The sequence below is a fragment of the Pseudonocardia sp. genome (genome assembly GCF_050246655.1).
In the GTDB taxonomy this organism is placed as follows: domain Bacteria; phylum Actinomycetota; class Actinomycetes; order Mycobacteriales; family Pseudonocardiaceae; genus Pseudonocardia.
Window position 1 is genome coordinate 1 of sequence record NZ_JBFWVQ010000116.1, and the last position, 16,730, is coordinate 16,730.

Below are 16,730 nucleotides of genomic sequence, written 5' to 3' on the forward strand. Positions count from 1 at the left end.
AAAGCAGCAGTTCTCCGAGAAACGCCCTTGCCGCGCCGCTTGAGAATTACCGAACTGAGTGCGGCTGGCCTCCTGCTCGCCCCGGCCGGACATCATGCTGCTAAATCAGCGGCATTGGGGTCGACCCGCAACGCCGACCACGAGCCCGACCCCACCACCTCCAGCCGCCGACTCCTCTGGCCGGGCGGCGCATCCCGCTGCGGGTCTAGGTGTAGTGACTCGCGACGTTGTCGACGGTGGTGGCGTGTCGAGTTGATCGAGGGGAGGGCCTCCGGGGTGGACCGGGTGTGTCTGACGCATCGGCTCCGACCCGCACCCCGACCAAGATCGAGGCGCGCATCCTGGCGCTACGCGAGAAGCAGCGTCGCGGCAGTGTTCCTCGCCGACGAGCTCGGGCTGGTCGCCTCCACCGTCGGGCGGGTGCTCAGCCGCCACCAGGTACCCCCGATCGACCCGATCGACCCGATCGACCCGATCGACCCGATCGACGGCGACGACTGGCGCCTGCACGGCCGCCGCGAACAGGTCCCGCGAGCGCGGGATCGGCTACGACTACCTCTGCGTCGCCGTCGACGACCACTCCCGGCTTGCCGACGTCGAAGCCCTGCCCCGAGGGCGCGACACCACCTGCGCTCGGGTTCCTGCGCCTCTACCGCGTCGGAAACGGGAAGGCCCGAACGGTTCAACCGCATCCTGCAGACCGCGCCTGCGCCCGCCCCTGGCACTCCAACACGGACCGGCCCACCGCACTCGACACCTCGGTCACCGACTACAACACTCGACGCGCGCCCATTCCGCCCTCAACGGCCGACCCCCGATCACCCGACTGCTCAACCAACCATCAACAACGTGATCGGTCAGTACACCTAGGACTCAGCTGAAGGAGGGCGTTGGTGGGCAAGGCGCCTCGTGGCAGTCTGGCTGCGAAGGTCAGCACCCGAAGGTGCGACAAGAGGTCGCCCTGCCCGGGCCGACTGTGGCAGCGGACAGGGTTGGGGTCAAGCCCTGCGATGAGTCGGCGATGGCCCAGGTTGTATGGCGGGCAGCCAGGCGATCGACCGTTCGACCATCGGCCGCGGCCCGCGGTAGCCGGCCTGGGTCCGCGATCCGCGGGCTTTCCGGTCAGCACCCGGTGGCGGCGACCACCACCTCGACCGTGTCGAAGATCGGGTTCGGCTGGGCCGATGCGGCCAGCCGCCCCCGCATCCAGAATCTCGCACCGGCCGTGCACCCACCGGGCCACCCAGCCCCACGCCGGAGCCGATCCGGCAGCGTCCTAGGACCGCTCGACCGCGGTCACCCGGCCGCTGCGCGCCGCCTCCCGCACGGCCAGCGCGACGGCGACCGCCCACAGCCCGCCCGCGCCGTCCACGACCGGTCGGCTCGTGCCTGCGGCGGCCGCGGCCACGGCCTCCACCGTCACCTCGTAGGGGTCGCGGCGCTCCGGAAGCGCGATCTCGCGCGCGCCGGCGGCGTCGTGCAGCACGACCGAGCCGACCGGATCGGGCTGCATGACACCCTCGGCGACGATCGACCCCTCGCTGCCGTGCACCTCGATCCCGGTCCGGGCGTACGGCACGGTCCACCCGAGGTGGATCTGGCAGAGCACGTCGCCCTCGTACCGGACCACCGCCATCGCAGCGTCCCCGGCGGCCGCCTGCCACGATTCCACCGTGGCCTCCAGCGCCGCGACCTCCAGCGGCCTGCCGACCAGCGTGTTCGCCACGGACGCGTCGTGCGGCACGAGGTCGAGGACCGGGCCGCCCGCCTCGGCGTCGGTCAGCCGCCAGCCGTGCAGGCGCTCGGCGAGCCGGTAGGCATGGAAGATCCGGACCGCCTGCGGACGCCCGACGGCTCCGGCGGCCACGAGCCTGCGGATCTCCGTGTGGGTCGTGTGCGCGGGCAGGTGGTGGTTCACGGCGAGGACCACGCCCGCGGCGGCGCACTCACGCACCATGGACCGCGCGTCCACGAGGTCGAGCGCCACGGGCTTCTCGCAGAGCACGTGCTTGCCCGCGGCCGCGACGGCGAGGGTGTGCGCGCAGTGCAGCGCGTTCGGGGTGCTCACGTAGACGGCGTCCACGTCGTCGCGGGCGGCGAGCTCCGCCACGTCGTCGGTCCAGACGCCGACGCCGTGCGCCGCGGCGAACTCCGCGGCGCGCGCCCGTGTCCGGCCGCTGACGGCGCTGATCACATGCCCGGCGCGGCGCATCGCCGGCACCATCCGGGTGGCGGCGATGTCGCTCGTCCCGGCGAGGCCCCAGCGCAGCACGTCAACCGTCCACGTCGACCGGACGCCCGGTCCGGGCCGACTCGACGACGGCCTCGAGGACCCGCAGCGACCGGAGACCGTCGCGTCCGCTGCAGATCGGCTGCGCCTCGCCACGGATCACCGCGGCGAAGTGGGCGACCTGCGCGGCCAGCGGGTCGGTGCGCTCCAGCTCGACGGTGGTGGTGTCGAACGGCAGGTACCAGGACCGGGCCCCGGGGTAGACCCGCAGCCGCATGGTGGGCACCGACAGCGATCCTGCGGTGCCCGCGATGTGATAGGCGTCCTCGTCGGGATGGGTGGCGTAGTCCGCGTTCTCCTGCGAGGTCTGCTCCCAGGAGCGGGGCGACGCGGCGGCGTCGGAGAGCAGGAACGTGCCCAGGCCGCCGTCCGCGAACGTGAACACCATCGCCGCGGTGTCCTCGACGGGGAAGCCGCGGGCCGCGTTCGACGACGTCGCCTGCACCGAGACGATGTCGCCGAGCAGCTGCTGCAGGCTGTTCACCTCGTGGACGAGATTGAGCAGGATCGGTCCCCCGCCCGGCTCGCGGCGCCACCCGCCGCCGACGTCGAAGTAATCGTCGGGCTTGTGGAACAGGGCCGTGCCCACGACCGCGACGACCTGTCCGAGCACGCCGCTGGCCACGATCTCCCGGGCCTTCGTCATGATCGGGCTGTAGTTGCGGTGGTGCCCGGTCAGCACCGGGACGCCCGCCGCCTCGCCGGCATCGACCAGCCGCGTCGCACCCTCGACCGTGTCGCCGACCGGCTTCTCCACGATCACCGGGACCCCCGCGGCGACGCACTCCAGGCCGCCCTGGACGTGCAGCCGGTTGGGGGTGGCGAGGATGAGGCCGTCCGGCCGGGCGTGGTCGAACAGCTCGGCCAGCGAGGGGTACAGCGCCACGCCGTACTTGCGGGCCAGCTCCGGCCCTGCGGGCCCCGGGTCGACGATCGCGGACAGCTGCGCGTCGCCGCAGGCGTCGACCTCCTCGATGTGCCGCCTGCCGATCAACCCGGCGCCGGCGACCGCGAGCCGGACCGGCACGCTCACGCCGTCCGGGTCAGCTGGTGGAGGCCCTGGATGGCCAGCGGGTAGCCCAGCACGCCGAAGCCGACCACGATGCCGCGGGCGACCGGCGAGATGAAGGAGTGGTGGCGGAACTCCTCCCGTGCGTGGACGTTCGAGATGTGCAGCTCGATCACCGTCACCTCAGCGCCCTCGATCGCGTCGTGCAGCGCCACCGAGGTGTGGGTGTGGGCGCCGGGGTTGTAGACCGCCCCGATGCAGTCGCCCGCCTTCATCGCGCGGCCGCACTCGTGGATCCAGTCGATGAGCTGGCCCTCGTGGTTGGACTGCCGGAAGTCGACGTCGAGGCCGAGCTTGCCGGCCTCCTGACGGCACATCTCCTCGACGTCGGCCAGGGACGTGCTGCCGTACACCTCGGGTTTGCGGGTGCCGAGCAGGTTCAGGTTGGGGCCGTTGAGCACGAGCACCGATGCCAATGCGCACCTCGATCCGTCGCAGATCCGTTGCAGATCCGTCGCAGCCGGGACACTGATAATTCGAGCACCCGACGCGGGCACCGTCCCGGCGTTTCCGTCCAGTGGCCACGCGGCGGTGATCAGGCCACGCCCGGCCCGCAGACGGCTCCGCGGCCGGACCCGCGGGTGGCGGGCCCGGCCGCGGAGAGCCGGCGACGGGGGCGGATCAGGCCATCGCGGAGGCTCGCAGCCGCTCGTACTCCTCCTTCGGCACGGGCGCGGTGCCCGGGACGCCCAGGTCGTTCATGTGCACCCGGTAGGTCTCCCGTGCCGTGTACGCGGCGATCGACGCGATGATGCCGGCGGCCAGGACGAAGGTGCCGACGATGACCGGCACGTTCGACCCGGGAGGCGCCACGATCGCGAAGACCGTCGGCAGGAAGGCCGTGGCCATCGTGCCGAGGTTCTGCGCGACGGCGAACGCCGTGACGCGCGTCCGGGTCGGGAAGAGCTCCTGGTAGTAGGCCGGGAACACCGCGTTGTAGCCCTGGTACACCACACCCCACATCAGAATGGCGCTGACGAACGCGAGCGTCGTGTTCTGGGTGTCGATGGCGTACAGGTACAGGTAACCCATGATCGCCGAACCGAAGGAGCCGACGATCATGCAGGGCCGTCGCCCGATCCGGTCGGACAGGTTGCCGACGAACGGGATGAGGATGACGGCGACGATGTTCCCGACGACCGAGATCCACAGGTACAGGGTGATGCTGAACCCGTTGCCGTAGGCCTGGTTGGTCGCGAACGTCGCCCCGAACGTGTTCACCGTCGTCGGGACGGTGTTCATCAGTGCCATGCAGAAGACGCGGAACATGTCGGAGCCGCTCTCCTGGACCGCCACGACGATCGGCGCCTTCGGCACCTCACCGTGCGCCGCTTCCTCCTGGAACGCCGGGGTCTCGTCGACACGGCGCCGGATGATGATGCCCGCGATGACCACGACCACGCTGAGCAGGAACGGGATCCGCCAGCCCCAGGCCTGGAAGGCCTCGGGCGGCATCGCCGCGGACAGCGGGAGGAACACCGCGGCCGCGAGGATCTGGCCCGCTTGGACCCCCTGGAGCGTGAAGCTGCCGTAGAACCCGCGCCTGCCGAACGGCGCATGTTCGATGATCATGGCGCTCGCGCCGGAGATCTCGCCGCCGACCGCGAAGCCCTGGACCAGCCGCAGGATCACCAGCAGTGCCGGCGCCAGCAGCCCGACCTGGTCGTAGGTCGGCAGGAACGCCACGAGGAACGTCGAGATGCCGATCAGCATCATGCAGAGCACGAGCATGTTCTTGCGGCCGTGCGTGTCGCCCCAGTGCCCGAGCACGAACGCACCGATCGGGCGGGCGACGTACCCGACACCGAACGTGGCGAACGCCGCGACGATGGCCACCTGCGGGTTGGTCTGCGGGAAGAAGATGTTCGGGAAGACCAGTGCCGCTGCCTGGGCGTAGATGAAGAAGTCGTAGTACTCCAGCGCGCTGCCGATCCAGCCGCTCGCCGCGGCTTTCTTCGGCGTCTTGGCATACTCGCTCGGTTCGTGCGAGTCGGCCTGCTCTCTGATCTCGTCCTGCACGGGTCCTCCTCACGGCGGCGTGCCGCGTCGCCCGCGGCGGCTGTCGGGTCAGTGCAGCCCGCCCCCTGATCCCGGTCAACGGCACCCCCTGCGGTTTCCGCTGGATGGCAGGTAGGTCCACGCCCACCGCACCGGGCCCGCATGCTGTCGGCGCACGCGGTGCGGTGCCGTCGCCTGCCGGGTCCCGCACCGCCGCCCGCGGCCGAGGAGGAACCGTGCGTGCACGTGTGGTGAGCGACGGGTCCGTCACGGACCTGACGCCGTCGGAGCTGCCCGCGGTCGCCGACAGCGGGCTGCTGTGGATCGACCTCGACCACGAGGACCGGCCGGGGATGGCGCTGCTGCCCGGCCTGCTGGCGGTGCGCTCCGGGGATCTCGAGGACTGCCACCTGCGCACGCCCGTCCCCAAGATGCATCTCTACCCCGACCACCACTACACGGCGATCAACGGCCTCGCCCGCGGCACCGACGGCCGGCTCTACCTGCAGCCGCTCAAGGTGTTCCAGAACCCCCGGGTGGTGGTCACGGTGCTCGGGCCGACGAGCTCGGCCCTCGACGGGCCCGCGGCCCGGCGGGAGCTCGACGCCGTCCACCGCAGGCTCGACCGTGGCTTCCGCCCGACGGCCTCGCTGGAGCTGATCACGGCGATCCGCCGCGAGATGCTGGCCACGCTCGAGCTGCTCGTGGTCTCGGCGGCCGAGCGCATCTCCGACATCGAGCACCGCGTCGCGACGGCCCACCCGGTCCGCTCGGAGCGGATGCTCGACGAGCTGTTCGCCGTCCGCCACGACCTCCAGACGATCCGCACGAGCGCCGCACAGGCCCAGCAGACCTACACGAACCTGCTCGAGAGCACCTCCTCGAACGGACCGGAGGGGCTGCTGGCCGTCGACGAGCGCCGCGTCCGCGAGCTGCGGCAGGGGTTCGCCCACCTCGTGCAGACCACCGACCTGGAGCGCGAGTTCCTCCAGGAGATGCTCGAGCTGTTCCAGACGCGGGTGGCCACCGAGCTCAACCGCTTCGTCCGGCGGGTCACGGCGTGGGGCACGATCGGCATCGCCTGGACGGTCGTCGTCGGGGTGTACGGCATGAACGTCGTCGGCCTCCCGCTGGCCGAGTCGCGCTGGGGGCTGGCCCTCATCGCCGGGTCGATGCTCGCCTCAGGGGTCGCGCTCGCCGCCCTCTTCCATCGCCACGGGTGGCTGTGACCCGCTCGGGCGACGCGCGCTCACGCCCGCCCGGAACCACGCGTCACCGGAGCCGGTCGCGGAGCACGAGGTTCGAGACGAAGCCGAGCACTCCGACCCCGATGAACATCCATCCGATCGGACCCATCTCGCTGGAACCGTAGCCCCACACGATCCACAGCCCGACGAGCACCACGAGGAGGCTGACCACGAAGGCCAGCCGGAACCGGATCACGCCGTCGCGCATCATGCCGCAGCGTAGCCCCGCGCCCCCACCCCGGCGGTCAGCCCGTATCCCGGGCCGCGGATGCGCGGTGATCGGCCGCCGGGGGCGGCGGGAGCGGTGCCGCGGGCGGGGGCGGTGCCGCGGGCGGGGGCGGGGCCACCTCCGACGGTCGATCCGGCGGACGCCGGTCGTGGTGCGGGACCGCCTGGTCCTTGGCCTGCTCGAAGGTGATGATCCGGTGCCCGCGGTTGGTCGAGAACACCATCGCTCGCGCCCAGGTGTAGAGCGTGCCGAGGCGGTTGCCCCAGCCGATCAGGTAGAAGACGTGGATGAACGCCCAGATCGCATACGCGGTAAGCCCGGTGAGCTTGGCCCCGAAGGCGTCGGCGACCGCCGCCCGGTAGCCGATCGTCGCCATGCTGCCCTTGTCGAGGTAGCGGAACGGGTCGTGCCGCCGGTCCCCGGCCAGCCGTGCGCGGATCAGGTCGCCCACGTAGCGGCCCTCCTGCATGGCGGGCTGCGCGACGCCCGGCAGGCCGTTGAGCGACACCATGTCGCCGATGGCGAAGACCTCCGGGTGCCCGGGCAGGGTGCAGTCCGGGTTGACGGCCACCCGCCCGGCGCGGTCGGTCGTCGCGCCCGTGCGTTCGGCCAGCAGCCGGGCGAGCGGCGAGGCCGCCACGCCCGCGGCCCAGATCCGGGTCCTGGTGCGGATCGTCTCCTCGCCGTCGGGCCCCTTCATGGTCAGCGACTCGTCGTCCATCCCGACGGCGAGCGTGTTCACCCGGATCTCCACCCCCATCCGTTCGAGCCGCTGGTGGGTCCAGCGCTGGAGCTTCGGGGCGAACGGCGGGAGCACGGCGGGCGCGCCCTCCAGCAGCAGGATGCGCGCCTCGCGGGTGTCGACCGACCGGTAGTCGCGCGGGAGCACCTTGTGCGCCAGCTCCGCGACCTGCCCGACGAGCTCCACTCCGGTCGGGCCCGCCCCGATGACGACGAACGTGAGCCACTCGGCCCGCTCCTGCGGGTCCTGCGACAGCTCGGCCATCTCGAACGCCGACAGGATGTGGTTGCGCAGCGTGCGCGCGTCCTCGATCGTCTTCATGCCCGGCGCGTACTCGGCGAACTCGTCGTTGCCGAAGTACGAGTGGGTGGCACCGCTCGCGACCACGAGCGTGTCGTAGGGGAACTCCAGGACCCGCCCGTCGGGACCGGCGGCGCGCACCACCCTCGCGTCGAGGTCGAGATCGTGGACGTCGGCGAGCACCGCCCGCGCGTTGCGCTGCGTCGAGATGACGCCGCGCAGCGCCGGGGCGATCAGCCCGGGCGGCAGGATCCCGGCGGCCACCTGGTAGAGCAGCGGCTGGAAGAGGTGGTGGTTGGTGCGGTCGATCAGCGTGACGTGGACGTCCTCGGCGCGGGCCAGCGCCCGCGTCACGTTGAGCCCGCCGAACCCCCCGCCGACGATCACCACCCGGTGCGGCTGCTGTCCCTCGTGCTGGCCGTCGGTCACGATCGGGCCTCCTGTTCGCTCTGTTCGCCTCGGACGCGGCGCCAGACGAACACGCCGTCCGGGCGGCGTGCGCGGGCCGCGACACCCCGGACCTCATGGTGGGCGAGGTAGGCGAGGACCTCGGCCATGGCGAAGTGCCGCTGGGCGCCGGTCAGTGCGGCGCCGAAGAGCGCCGCCGTCATCTCCGTGACGGTGCGGTCGCCCGCCTCGACCATCTCCCGGACGGCGTCGAGCCTGCGGCGCTTCCCGCGCGCGATGGCCTCGCACCGCCGGACACCGTCGCGGAACGGCGACCCGTGCCCGGGCAGCACCAGATCCGGGCCGAGCGCGCGCACCCGCTCCAGCGAACCGAGGTAGGAGCCCATCGGGTCGCGCTCGAAGCCGCGTTCGAAGGTCACCGGCGGCGAGACGATCTGGAGCAGGTGGTCACCCGAGCAGAGCAGGCGATCGGCGGCCGACCAGAGGCAGACGTGGCCGGGCGAGTGGCCCGGCGTGTGCACGACCTCCCAGGTCCGGCCGCCCGCGGTGATCCGCTCACCGCCGTCGAGCAGCCGGGTCGGCTGCCCGATCGAGGGCATCACGGGTATCCAGTCGCGCAGCCCCTCGGAGGACTCGACGAGTTCCGGGCCGTAGAGCCCGTGGTCGGCGAGCATGAGCGTCCGCCGGTCGACGGCCTCGTCCGGATCGGCGTACTTCGCGGTGTCCAGCCGCGTGGCGGAATGCATCCACAGCTCCCCACCGCTGCGCCGGACCACCTCCCCGGCCAGCCCGAAGTGGTCGATGTGCGCGTGGGTGATCACGAGGCGCGCGATCCGCTCCAGCGCGCTCCCGCACGTGCCCAGCGCCGCCGAGAGCGCGGCGGTGCCACCCGGCCCCGGATCGCCACCGGGCACCGTCCCCGTGGCGATGCCGCAGTCGACGAGGGTGTCGCCCGCGTCGTCGCGCAGCAGCCAGCCGTTGACGCTCGGCACGCCGTGGATGCCGAGGGGCAGCTCCAGCCGGTGCACGCCCGGCACGATCTCGGTCGCCACGGCCACCCGGTCAGGCCAGCGTCGACACGGCCCGCAGCTCGTCGGGCGTCGCCGTGCCGAAGCCGAAGAACTCCAGGTACGCGGGGATCATCTCGAAGAGCATGTCACTACCCACCTGGATCTGGCAGCCCCGTTCCTGGGCCGCGGCGAGGAAGGGGGTGATCTCCTGCTTCATCACGACCTCGCCGACGAAGGTCGACGGGTCGATCCGGTCGACGTCCATGGGCAGCGGATCGTCGTCGTTCATGCCGAGCGGGGTGGCGTTGACGACGATGTCGTAGCCGGCGGGGTCCTTCGAGCCGGTGACGACCTCGAGCTTCGGGAAGTGCTCCTCGAGCCGCGCCGCGAGCGAGTGGGAGGCGTCGGCGTTGGGGTCGAACAGCCCCATGTGGGCCACCCCGGCACCCGCGAGCGACGCCGCGATCGGCGACCCGACGCCGCCGTTGCCGACCACCAGCGCGCGCCGTCCCGTCAGCTCGAAGCCCTTGCGCTGCACGCCGCGGACGAAGCCGGCGCCGTCGAACTGGTCGCCCACCGTCCGGCCGTCCTCGCGCAGCAGCACGGCGTTGGCCGCGCCCGCGACGGCGGCGATGGGCGTGAGCTCGTCCACGAGGCGGGTGGTGGTGACCTTGTGCGGCATCGTCACGAGGGCCCCGCGGATGTTGGTCATGGAGAACGCGCAGCGGAAGAAGTCCTCGTAGTGCTCGGACCGCACGCCCATGGGCACGACCACGGCGTCGATGCCCTTGTGCTCGAACCACGGGTTGTAGATCAACGGCGCCTTGAAGGCGAACGTCGGATAGCCGATATGGCCGATGATCGTCGTCTTTCCGCTGATCACGAGCGCTCCTCCGGCCGTCGACGGGGGTGGGTCCGGCGCCCATCGTGGCCCTCTCCCGTGCGGGTGGGCGTGCGCTTCCTGTCCAGTGGGACCGCGGGTCGCCTGCTTGAAAAAGTACGCAGTGCGTGATGTGCTGAGCGCATGTCTGACACGAGACTGACCGGCGTCGTCGGCGGCGGCATCATGGGCGCCGGCATCGCCGAGGTGACGGCGCGGGCGGGCCTGCGGGTCGTCGTCCGGGAGGTGGACGTACCCGCCGCCGAGGCGGCGCAGCGTCGCATCGCCGGGTCGCTGCAGCGCGCGGTGGCCGCGGGGAAGCTGTCCGACGAGGCGCGCGCGGCGACCATGGAGCGGCTGAGCTTCACCACGGACCTCGCCGATCTCGCCGGGAGCGACCTGGTCATCGAGGCCGCCGTGGAGGACGAGGCCGAGAAGGTCGCCGTCTTCTCCGCCCTGGGCGGGATCGTCGGGCCCGACTGCCTCCTCGCGAGCAACACGTCCTCGATCCCGATCATGAAGCTGGCGGCGGCCACCGCGCGTCCGGAGCGCGTGATCGGCATGCACTTCTTCAACCCGGTTCCCGTGCTGCCGCTGGTGGAGCTGGTCCCGAGCCTGCTCACCTCGCCGGAGACCGTCGAGCGGGCGGAGAAGTTCGCCGCCGTCACCCTGGGCAAGCGGACCGTCCTGTCCAAGGACCGGGCGGGCTTCGTGGTCAACGCGCTGCTCATCCCGTACCTGCTCGCGGCGATCCGCATGGTCGAGACGGGCTTCGCCAGCGCCGAGGACGTCGACACGGCCATGGTCGCCGGCTGCGCGCACCCGATGGGGCCGCTCGCCCTGACCGACCTGATCGGTCTCGACACCACGCACGCCGTGGCGCAGTCGATGTACGCAGAGTTCAAGGAGCCCCTCTACGCACCGCCGCCGCTGCTGCTGCGGATGTGCGAGGCGGGCCTGCTGGGCCGCAAGAGCGGCCGCGGGTTCTTCGAGTACGGCACCGTGCCCGGCCGTAGCTGAGCCGGACCGGCCCCGCCGGGCTTCCCGGCGGGGCGGGCGCGTCCTGGGGGGTCAGCGTCGGAGCTGGTCGCGCATGGCGCCGAAGAACACCTCCGAGGTCTCGCGCACGAAGTTGGCGTGCGCGGTGGCGAGGGTCGTCACCCACTCCGTGCCCGTGCCCTTCGCCGCCTGCTCCTCCAGGTCCAGGAGGTTGCGCAGGACGCGCTCGTAGCCCTCCAGCCACGCCAGCCCGTTCGTCTTCGCCTGCGCGATCACCTGCTCGGACAGCTCGCGCACCCGTGCGGCCGCCGCCTCCAGCTCGTCGGACGCGCCCGGCTTCCCTTCGGTCATACCCGTGTCTCCTCCGTTCGATCTCCGTCCGCCTCGCCGGCAGCGCCGGCCGTGCCCTCCTCGAGGGTCTCCCAGTGCGCCACGGCCATGCCCGTGATCCACGGGTACACCGGCTCGTACGCCAGCGGCGTCGCCTTCACCGGCGCCACGGCCCCGGCCACCGCCAGCCAGCTCCGCATCTCGTGGTTGCCGTTCCCGGCTAGCTCGATCTCGCTGTCGGGCATGTCGAGGATGTCCTCGAGCTCGCCGCGCGCCAACCGCTCGAGGAACCAGCGGTCGAACGTCTCCTCGATGTCGCCGACGCGCGGGTTGCCGATCCAGTGCGACAGGCCGCCCGCCCCGACGATCGCGACCTTCTTCAGACCGGTGTAGGAGCGGATGGCGTCGCCGACCGCCCTGCCGAACTCGTACGCGCGGCGCACCGGCATGAGCGGGGGCACCGCGCAGTTCTGCACGATCGGCACCAGCGGCAGCTGCATGTCGTGGTCGAGCTCGTAGTAGACGGTCATGATCCCGTGGTCCAGCTCGAGCTGGTGGGAGAACGCGGGATCGAACCCGCTGTCCAGCGTGTGCCGCGCGATGTGGTTCGCGAGCCCGGGATGCCCGGGGATCCACACCTTGTCGATCGGCAGCCACTCCTCGGTGGGACCCCAGTTCTTCTCACCGACGCCGATGCAGTTCTGCGGGAAGTTCTCCAGGAAGAAGTTGGTGAAGTGCTCGTTGGAGAACACCACGCAGGCCTCGACACCCCGCCTGACGGCCTCGGTGCGGATGAAGTCGAGGGCGCCGAAGAAGTTCTCGCGCTGCTCGGCGGGCGCCGCCATGCGCGCCGAGGACATCATCGGCGCGTGCGACGCCGCGTACGCCAGGGCTATGTCTGCCACCGGCCCTTCCTCCCGTCTGTCGTCGCGAACGGCTCGAGGAGCTTGCGGTAGTCGTCGCGGGCGAAGCCTGCGGCCCGCGCGAACCGGTTGAGCAGCACCTGGTGCAGCCCCAGCTGGTAGAACGCCGCCACGTCCTTGTCGTCGAACGCCCGGCGTTCCTCGTCGGTCAACTCGTAGACCGACGCGTCGAAGTCCTCGCGGCCCGCGCCGCCGTCGGCGCTGTTGACCTCACCCGCGCGCACCCAGTCGTACACGCAGCGGTGGAGCTGGTAGAGACTCATGCCACCTCCTCGGCTCCGAGGCAGATTCGCACGGCGTCCGCGGGACACCGGGCCTGGGCAGCCTCCCTTCCGACCAGTGAGAGGCGGTGGTCGCGCATGCCAGGCGGGGCGAACGCTGGGGCGGAGGGCGTCGGGAGGGGATGAGCCGCAGCATGGTGGTCAACGGTTCGAGCGCGGAGCACGCGGCGCCGGCAGCGGCGGCGGACGGGTCGGCGATCGACGTGCACGCGCACGCCATGCCGTTGCCCCTGCTGCAGCAGCTTGCGGACCGCGGCCTGGCGGATCTCCGTGGCGTCGCCGAGGGGATCGTGCGGCTCGACACGCGGGTCAGCGGGGTGGCCCCGCGCGCACCCCTGCCGCTCGCGCGCTCCCAGTACGACGTCGACGTGCGGCTCGCCGAGATGGACCACATGGGCGTGCACCGCCACGCCGTCTCGCTGCCGCCGTTCCTGTTCTGCTCGACCGCCGACGAGCACGGCTTCGCGACCGGGATCGTCGCCGAGGGCAACGACGCCCTCGCGACCTACGTCGCCGACGCCCCCGACCGCCTCCTCGGCCTCGGTTCGGTGCCGCTCGGCTGGCCCGACGCCGCGCAGGAGGCGCGCCGCTGCCTCGACGACCTCGGGCACGCCGGGATCGCCATCGGCACGCGCGGTGCGGGCCGCGATCTCGACGACCCGGTCAACGACGACCTGTGGGCGCTGCTGTCCGAGCGGCGCACGTTCGTGTTCCTGCATCCCAGCGGCGTTCCGGACCCGCATCGGCAGGCCGACTTCTGGCTGCCGCAGCTGGTCGGGTACCCGATGGAGACCGCGCTCGCCGTCGCCCGCCTGGCGTTCGGGCGGGTCCTGGAGCGCTGGCCGCTGCGGCTGTGCCTGGCCCACGGCGGCGGCTGCCTCCCAGCGCTCCGCGGCCGGCTCGACATGGGCTGGAACCGCAAGGACGTCGCACGGACGACGCCGCTGCCGCCCAGCGAGTACACCGACCAGCTCTACTACGACACCGCGGTGTTCTCCACGACGTTGCTGCGCCGGCTCGTCGAGGACGTCGGTGCCGACCACGTCCTGCTCGGCACCGATCATCCCTTCGAGCTCGGCGACCCCACCCCGCTCCAGACCGTCGGTGCGCTGAGCCTGGAGCGGGGGGACGCCCGGCGGATCCTGTGGGACAACGCCGCGCGGTTGCTGGGACTCGAGGTCGCCCGCTGACCAGCGCTGACCCCCGCTATATGCGGGTGTTCATCATCCCCAGCAGCTCCGTGCGCCAGTCGGCGTAGGAGCCGCCCGCGAACCCCGCGGTCAGCACGTCCCACTCGGGATGGTGGCCGAGGACCGTGCGCGCGACGTCGATGGGCGAGCAGTCCGCGGCGAGGACCGCGATCCGCAGCCCGTCCGGCTTGTCCGCGCGTGCGGCCGTGCCGAGCAGCCGCACGAGCGCGCCGCGTGCGGCGATGTCGTGCTCGGTCGACACCTCCGGCGGCAGCACGCCCATGACGAACACGACCTGCGCGTTCGGCCGGAGCGACGGCAGCGCGGCGGCCATCGCCGGGTACCGTGCGAGGACACCGTCGCGGAAGTAGTGGTGCACCGCATCCACCGCCGTGTCCCCGGTGACCGCGAACGTCGCCGGCAGCTGAACGTAGCCGTCGAAGGCGCCGGGCCCGGTCTCGGCGCAGGCCGCGGGTACGTCGTCGATGTCGTCCACGCCGACGAACTCTGCGCCGTGCTCGGACAGGACGGCGCCCACGTCGGCGACGAACGAGGCGATGCCGGAGACGAGATATCGGGCCACGGGGATCCTTCCGTCGGGTCAGGGGTTGCGGGCACGGGGGTAGAGCCACGCCCGGAGCAGGCGCGCCGCCCGGGGCATGACGACCCACGTCATCAGCGCGGTGACCGCCGCCGCGACGACCGCCACACGCAGCGGGAACGGGAGCGCGAAGGGCTCCACGAGGACGTTGAGCAGGAGCTGGAGCGCGAAGATCGCGACCACCGAGACGGTGAACATCTTCCACCGCGGCGGGGCGGGCGCGGTGCGTCCGGGCAGCTCGAACCACGTCTCCAGCCCGGTGATGCGGTGCTCGTAGGTGGCCCGGACGAGGTCCTCCCCCGCGGCCAGCAGGCGCGCCCGCTCGGGCGACGCCTCCCACCGGCGCAGGTCGTCCGCGGTCGCGAACCGGAACACGACGTGCCACGGCTCCCCCAACCGGCCCGGACGCAGCACGCCGGCCCCGAGGAACCCCGGGAAGCGGGTCGCGGCCCTGGTGAGCCGCTCACTCCACTCCTCGAAGTCGGCCTCCCGCTGCGGAGCGACGTGGCGGGCGACCGTCACCGTGACCGGCTCCGCGTCCGGCCGGTGCCCCGCCCCACCGGCGTCCGTCAGCCGACCTCCGCCGCCCAGTCGCGCTGCTCGAGCGAGTCGCGGATGTGCAGGAGGAACAGCGACGCGGTGGAGCCGTCGAACGCGCGGTGGTCGTAGACGAGCCCGATGATCCCCGTGGGGTGTACGGCGATCGCGTCGCCCACCGCGACCGGACGCCGCTTGACCCCGTCCGTGCAGAGGATCCCGGTGTTCGGCTGGTTGATGATCGGCGCGGACGCGTAGCTGGCGAACGGGCCCGGGTTCGTGATCGTGAACGTCGAGCCCTGCATCTCCGACATCGGCAGCTTCTTCGCCCGCGCCTGCGCGGCGAGCTCGGTGATCCGCTTGGCGATGCCGCGCATGTTGAGCGAGTCCGCGTCCTTGACCACCGGCACGACCAGGCCCTGCTGGTCGAGGTCGACCGCGATGCCGAGGTTGACGTAGGGGTGCAGGGTCATGGTCTTCGCCTCGATGTCGATCGAGGAGTTGACCGTCGGGTAGGCGCGCAGCGCGTCGACCGTCGCCCTGGAGACGAACGGCAGGTACGACAGCGACGAGCCGGTCTCCTTCTTGAACCGGTCCTTGTGCGCACGCCGCACCTTCTCGACGTTGTCGAAGTCCACCTCGACCGACGTCCAGACCGCCGCCGTCGTCTGCTGCGAGGCCTTCATGCCCGCGGCGACGGCCAGCCGCATCCGCGAGAGCTCGACGACCTGGTCGCGCGGGTCGCCCGCGACCGGCGCGGTGCGGGCGGGCGCCGCGGGGGCCGGGGCGGCCGGAGCCGGGGCGGCCGGAGCCGGGATGGTGGCCGGAGCCGGGGCGGCCGCTGCGGCGGGACGGGTCCCCTGCGCGAGCGCACGCTCGACGTCCTCGCGGCGGATGCGGCCGCCGACCCCGGTGCCGGGCACCTGTGCGGCGTCCAGGCCGGACTCGGCGAGCAGCCGGCGCACGAGCGGCGAGAGCATGCGCCCGTTGCGGTCCGCGACACCGGCCGGTGCGCCCCCGCTCGGAGCACCTCCCGGCGAGCCCGGCGCGGCAGCCGACCGGGAGCCTCCGGCCGCTGCGTCCGGCGCCGGGGCCTGCCCGGCGGCCGCACCGGGGGCGCCGATCCGCGCGAGCACGGTGCCCACGGGCACCGTCTCGCCGGAGGCGACGAGGACCTCCAGCAGCACGCCGTCGTAGGGGCTGGGGATCTCGGAGTCGACCTTGTCGGTCGACACCTCGAACAGCGGGTCGTCGAACGCGACGGCCTCGCCCTGCTGCTTGAGCCAGGTGCCGACGGTTCCCTCGGTCACGGTCTCGCCCAGCTTGGGCATGGTGATGTCGTGGACCTCGCCCGTGGGCGCACCGACCCCCGGGTCCTCGCCGCCCATGCCCTCGGAGCCGCCCATCTGGGGGGCGGCGGGATCGGCGAGCGACGGACCGCCCGCGGCGGCGACCCGGTGCGACGCCGCCGGGATCCGGTTCTCCACCACGGCGCCCACCGCGCCGATCCGGACCAGTGGGGTGCCGACCGGTACGGTTTCGCCGGTGGCGACGAGGATTTCGGTGATGACGCCGTCGTAGGGGCTGGGGATTTCGGAGTCGACCTTGTCGGTGGATACTTCGAACAGGGGGTCGTCGAAGGCGACGGTGTCGCCGGGTTGTTTGAGCCAGGTGCCGACGGTCCCTTCGGTCACGG

At 72.2% G+C, this 16,730-nt stretch carries 17 protein-coding genes; 3 read left to right on the forward strand and 14 right to left on the reverse strand.

Features of this window, described 5'->3' with window-relative positions; all coding sequences use genetic code 11:
* Positions 1 to 1,276: 1,276 nt before the first annotated feature.
* The 4 genes from AB7J25_RS25610 to AB7J25_RS25625 all read right to left on the reverse strand — a co-directional run bounded on the left by AB7J25_RS25610 (position 1,277) and on the right by AB7J25_RS25625 (position 5,378).
* Positions 1,277 to 2,272: a Gfo/Idh/MocA family protein gene (locus AB7J25_RS25610; RefSeq protein WP_428512983.1), complete on the reverse strand. Its 996-nt coding sequence runs from the start codon at positions 2,270 to 2,272 to the stop codon at positions 1,277 to 1,279.
* Position 2,273: 1 nt separating this feature from the next.
* Entirely contained in the window at positions 2,274 to 3,323 is a 1,050-nt protein-coding gene (locus tag AB7J25_RS25615) for a Gfo/Idh/MocA family protein (protein ID WP_428512985.1), read from the reverse strand.
* Positions 3,320 to 3,775: a type II 3-dehydroquinate dehydratase gene (gene aroQ / locus AB7J25_RS25620; protein ID WP_428512987.1), complete on the reverse strand. Its 456-nt coding sequence runs from the start codon at positions 3,773 to 3,775 to the stop codon at positions 3,320 to 3,322. Before aroQ ends, AB7J25_RS25615 begins: the two co-directional genes overlap by 4 nt.
* A 205-nt stretch (positions 3,776 to 3,980) precedes the next feature.
* Positions 3,981 to 5,378 carry an MFS transporter gene (locus AB7J25_RS25625; RefSeq protein WP_428512989.1) on the reverse strand — a complete coding sequence of 466 codons (1,398 nt, stop codon included), beginning with the start codon at positions 5,376 to 5,378 and terminating at the stop codon, positions 3,981 to 3,983.
* 215 nt (positions 5,379 to 5,593) lie between these two features.
* On the opposite strand from AB7J25_RS25625, the gene AB7J25_RS25630 reads away from it, so the two are divergent.
* Positions 5,594 to 6,586 (forward strand): magnesium transporter CorA family protein, encoded by a 993-nt coding sequence (locus AB7J25_RS25630; protein ID WP_428512991.1) that lies wholly within the window; start codon positions 5,594 to 5,596, stop codon positions 6,584 to 6,586.
* 43 nt (positions 6,587 to 6,629) lie between these two features.
* On the opposite strand, the gene AB7J25_RS25635 is transcribed toward AB7J25_RS25630, so the two are convergent.
* From AB7J25_RS25635 to AB7J25_RS25650, 4 genes are read right to left on the reverse strand one after another with little or no spacing between them, the layout of a single operon-like run.
* The gene (locus AB7J25_RS25635; protein WP_428512993.1) at positions 6,630 to 6,815 is read right to left on the reverse strand and encodes a hypothetical protein; all 186 of its coding nucleotides are present in this window, start codon (positions 6,813 to 6,815) and stop codon (positions 6,630 to 6,632) included.
* A gap of 34 nt (positions 6,816 to 6,849) precedes the next feature.
* A complete protein-coding gene (locus AB7J25_RS25640) occupies positions 6,850 to 8,304 on the reverse strand; it encodes an NAD(P)/FAD-dependent oxidoreductase (RefSeq protein WP_428512995.1) in 1,455 nt (484 codons plus the stop codon).
* Positions 8,301 to 9,341, reverse strand: a complete 1,041-nt coding sequence (locus AB7J25_RS25645) for an MBL fold metallo-hydrolase (protein ID WP_428512997.1) — start codon at positions 9,339 to 9,341, stop codon at positions 8,301 to 8,303. Before AB7J25_RS25645 ends, AB7J25_RS25640 begins: the two co-directional genes overlap by 4 nt.
* Positions 9,342 to 9,345: 4 nt before the next feature.
* Entirely contained in the window at positions 9,346 to 10,176 is an 831-nt protein-coding gene (locus tag AB7J25_RS25650) for a shikimate dehydrogenase family protein (RefSeq protein WP_428512999.1), read from the reverse strand.
* Positions 10,177 to 10,317: 141 nt separating this feature from the next.
* Between AB7J25_RS25650 and AB7J25_RS25655 the strand changes: the two genes are divergently transcribed.
* On the forward strand, positions 10,318 to 11,193 hold the full coding sequence (locus tag AB7J25_RS25655; protein ID WP_428513001.1) for a 3-hydroxybutyryl-CoA dehydrogenase: 876 nt from the start codon (positions 10,318 to 10,320) through the stop codon (positions 11,191 to 11,193).
* A 51-nt stretch (positions 11,194 to 11,244) separates the two neighbouring features.
* Here AB7J25_RS25655 and AB7J25_RS25660 read toward each other — a convergent pair whose 3' ends face one another.
* From AB7J25_RS25660 to AB7J25_RS25670, 3 genes are read right to left on the reverse strand one after another with little or no spacing between them, the layout of a single operon-like run.
* The gene (locus tag AB7J25_RS25660; protein WP_428513003.1) at positions 11,245 to 11,523 is read right to left on the reverse strand and encodes a hypothetical protein; all 279 of its coding nucleotides are present in this window, start codon (positions 11,521 to 11,523) and stop codon (positions 11,245 to 11,247) included.
* A complete protein-coding gene (locus AB7J25_RS25665) occupies positions 11,520 to 12,407 on the reverse strand; it encodes a hypothetical protein (protein WP_428513005.1) in 888 nt (295 codons plus the stop codon). Before AB7J25_RS25665 ends, AB7J25_RS25660 begins: the two co-directional genes overlap by 4 nt.
* Positions 12,395 to 12,688, reverse strand: coding sequence for a hypothetical protein (locus AB7J25_RS25670; protein ID WP_428513007.1), 294 nt, complete (start codon positions 12,686 to 12,688; stop codon positions 12,395 to 12,397). The genes AB7J25_RS25665 and AB7J25_RS25670 overlap by 13 nt, the downstream gene beginning before the upstream one ends.
* A 140-nt stretch (positions 12,689 to 12,828) precedes the next feature.
* On the opposite strand from AB7J25_RS25670, the gene AB7J25_RS25675 reads away from it, so the two are divergent.
* Positions 12,829 to 13,896, forward strand: a complete 1,068-nt coding sequence (locus AB7J25_RS25675; protein WP_428513009.1) for an amidohydrolase family protein — start codon at positions 12,829 to 12,831, stop codon at positions 13,894 to 13,896.
* 16 nt (positions 13,897 to 13,912) lie between these two features.
* Here the strand turns inward: AB7J25_RS25675 and AB7J25_RS25680 are convergent, their stop codons facing one another.
* The 3 genes from AB7J25_RS25680 to sucB form a co-directional block, all read right to left on the reverse strand.
* Complete coding sequence (locus tag AB7J25_RS25680; protein ID WP_428513011.1) at positions 13,913 to 14,479, reverse strand: hypothetical protein; 567 nt, start codon at positions 14,477 to 14,479, stop codon at positions 13,913 to 13,915.
* Between the two features lie 18 nt (positions 14,480 to 14,497).
* A complete protein-coding gene (locus tag AB7J25_RS25685) occupies positions 14,498 to 15,019 on the reverse strand; it encodes an antibiotic biosynthesis monooxygenase (protein WP_428513013.1) in 522 nt (173 codons plus the stop codon).
* Positions 15,020 to 15,066: 47 nt separating this feature from the next.
* Positions 15,067 to 16,730 (reverse strand): 2-oxoglutarate dehydrogenase, E2 component, dihydrolipoamide succinyltransferase (sucB, locus tag AB7J25_RS25690; protein WP_428513015.1); only part of this gene is annotated, 1,664 nt, incomplete at its 5' end.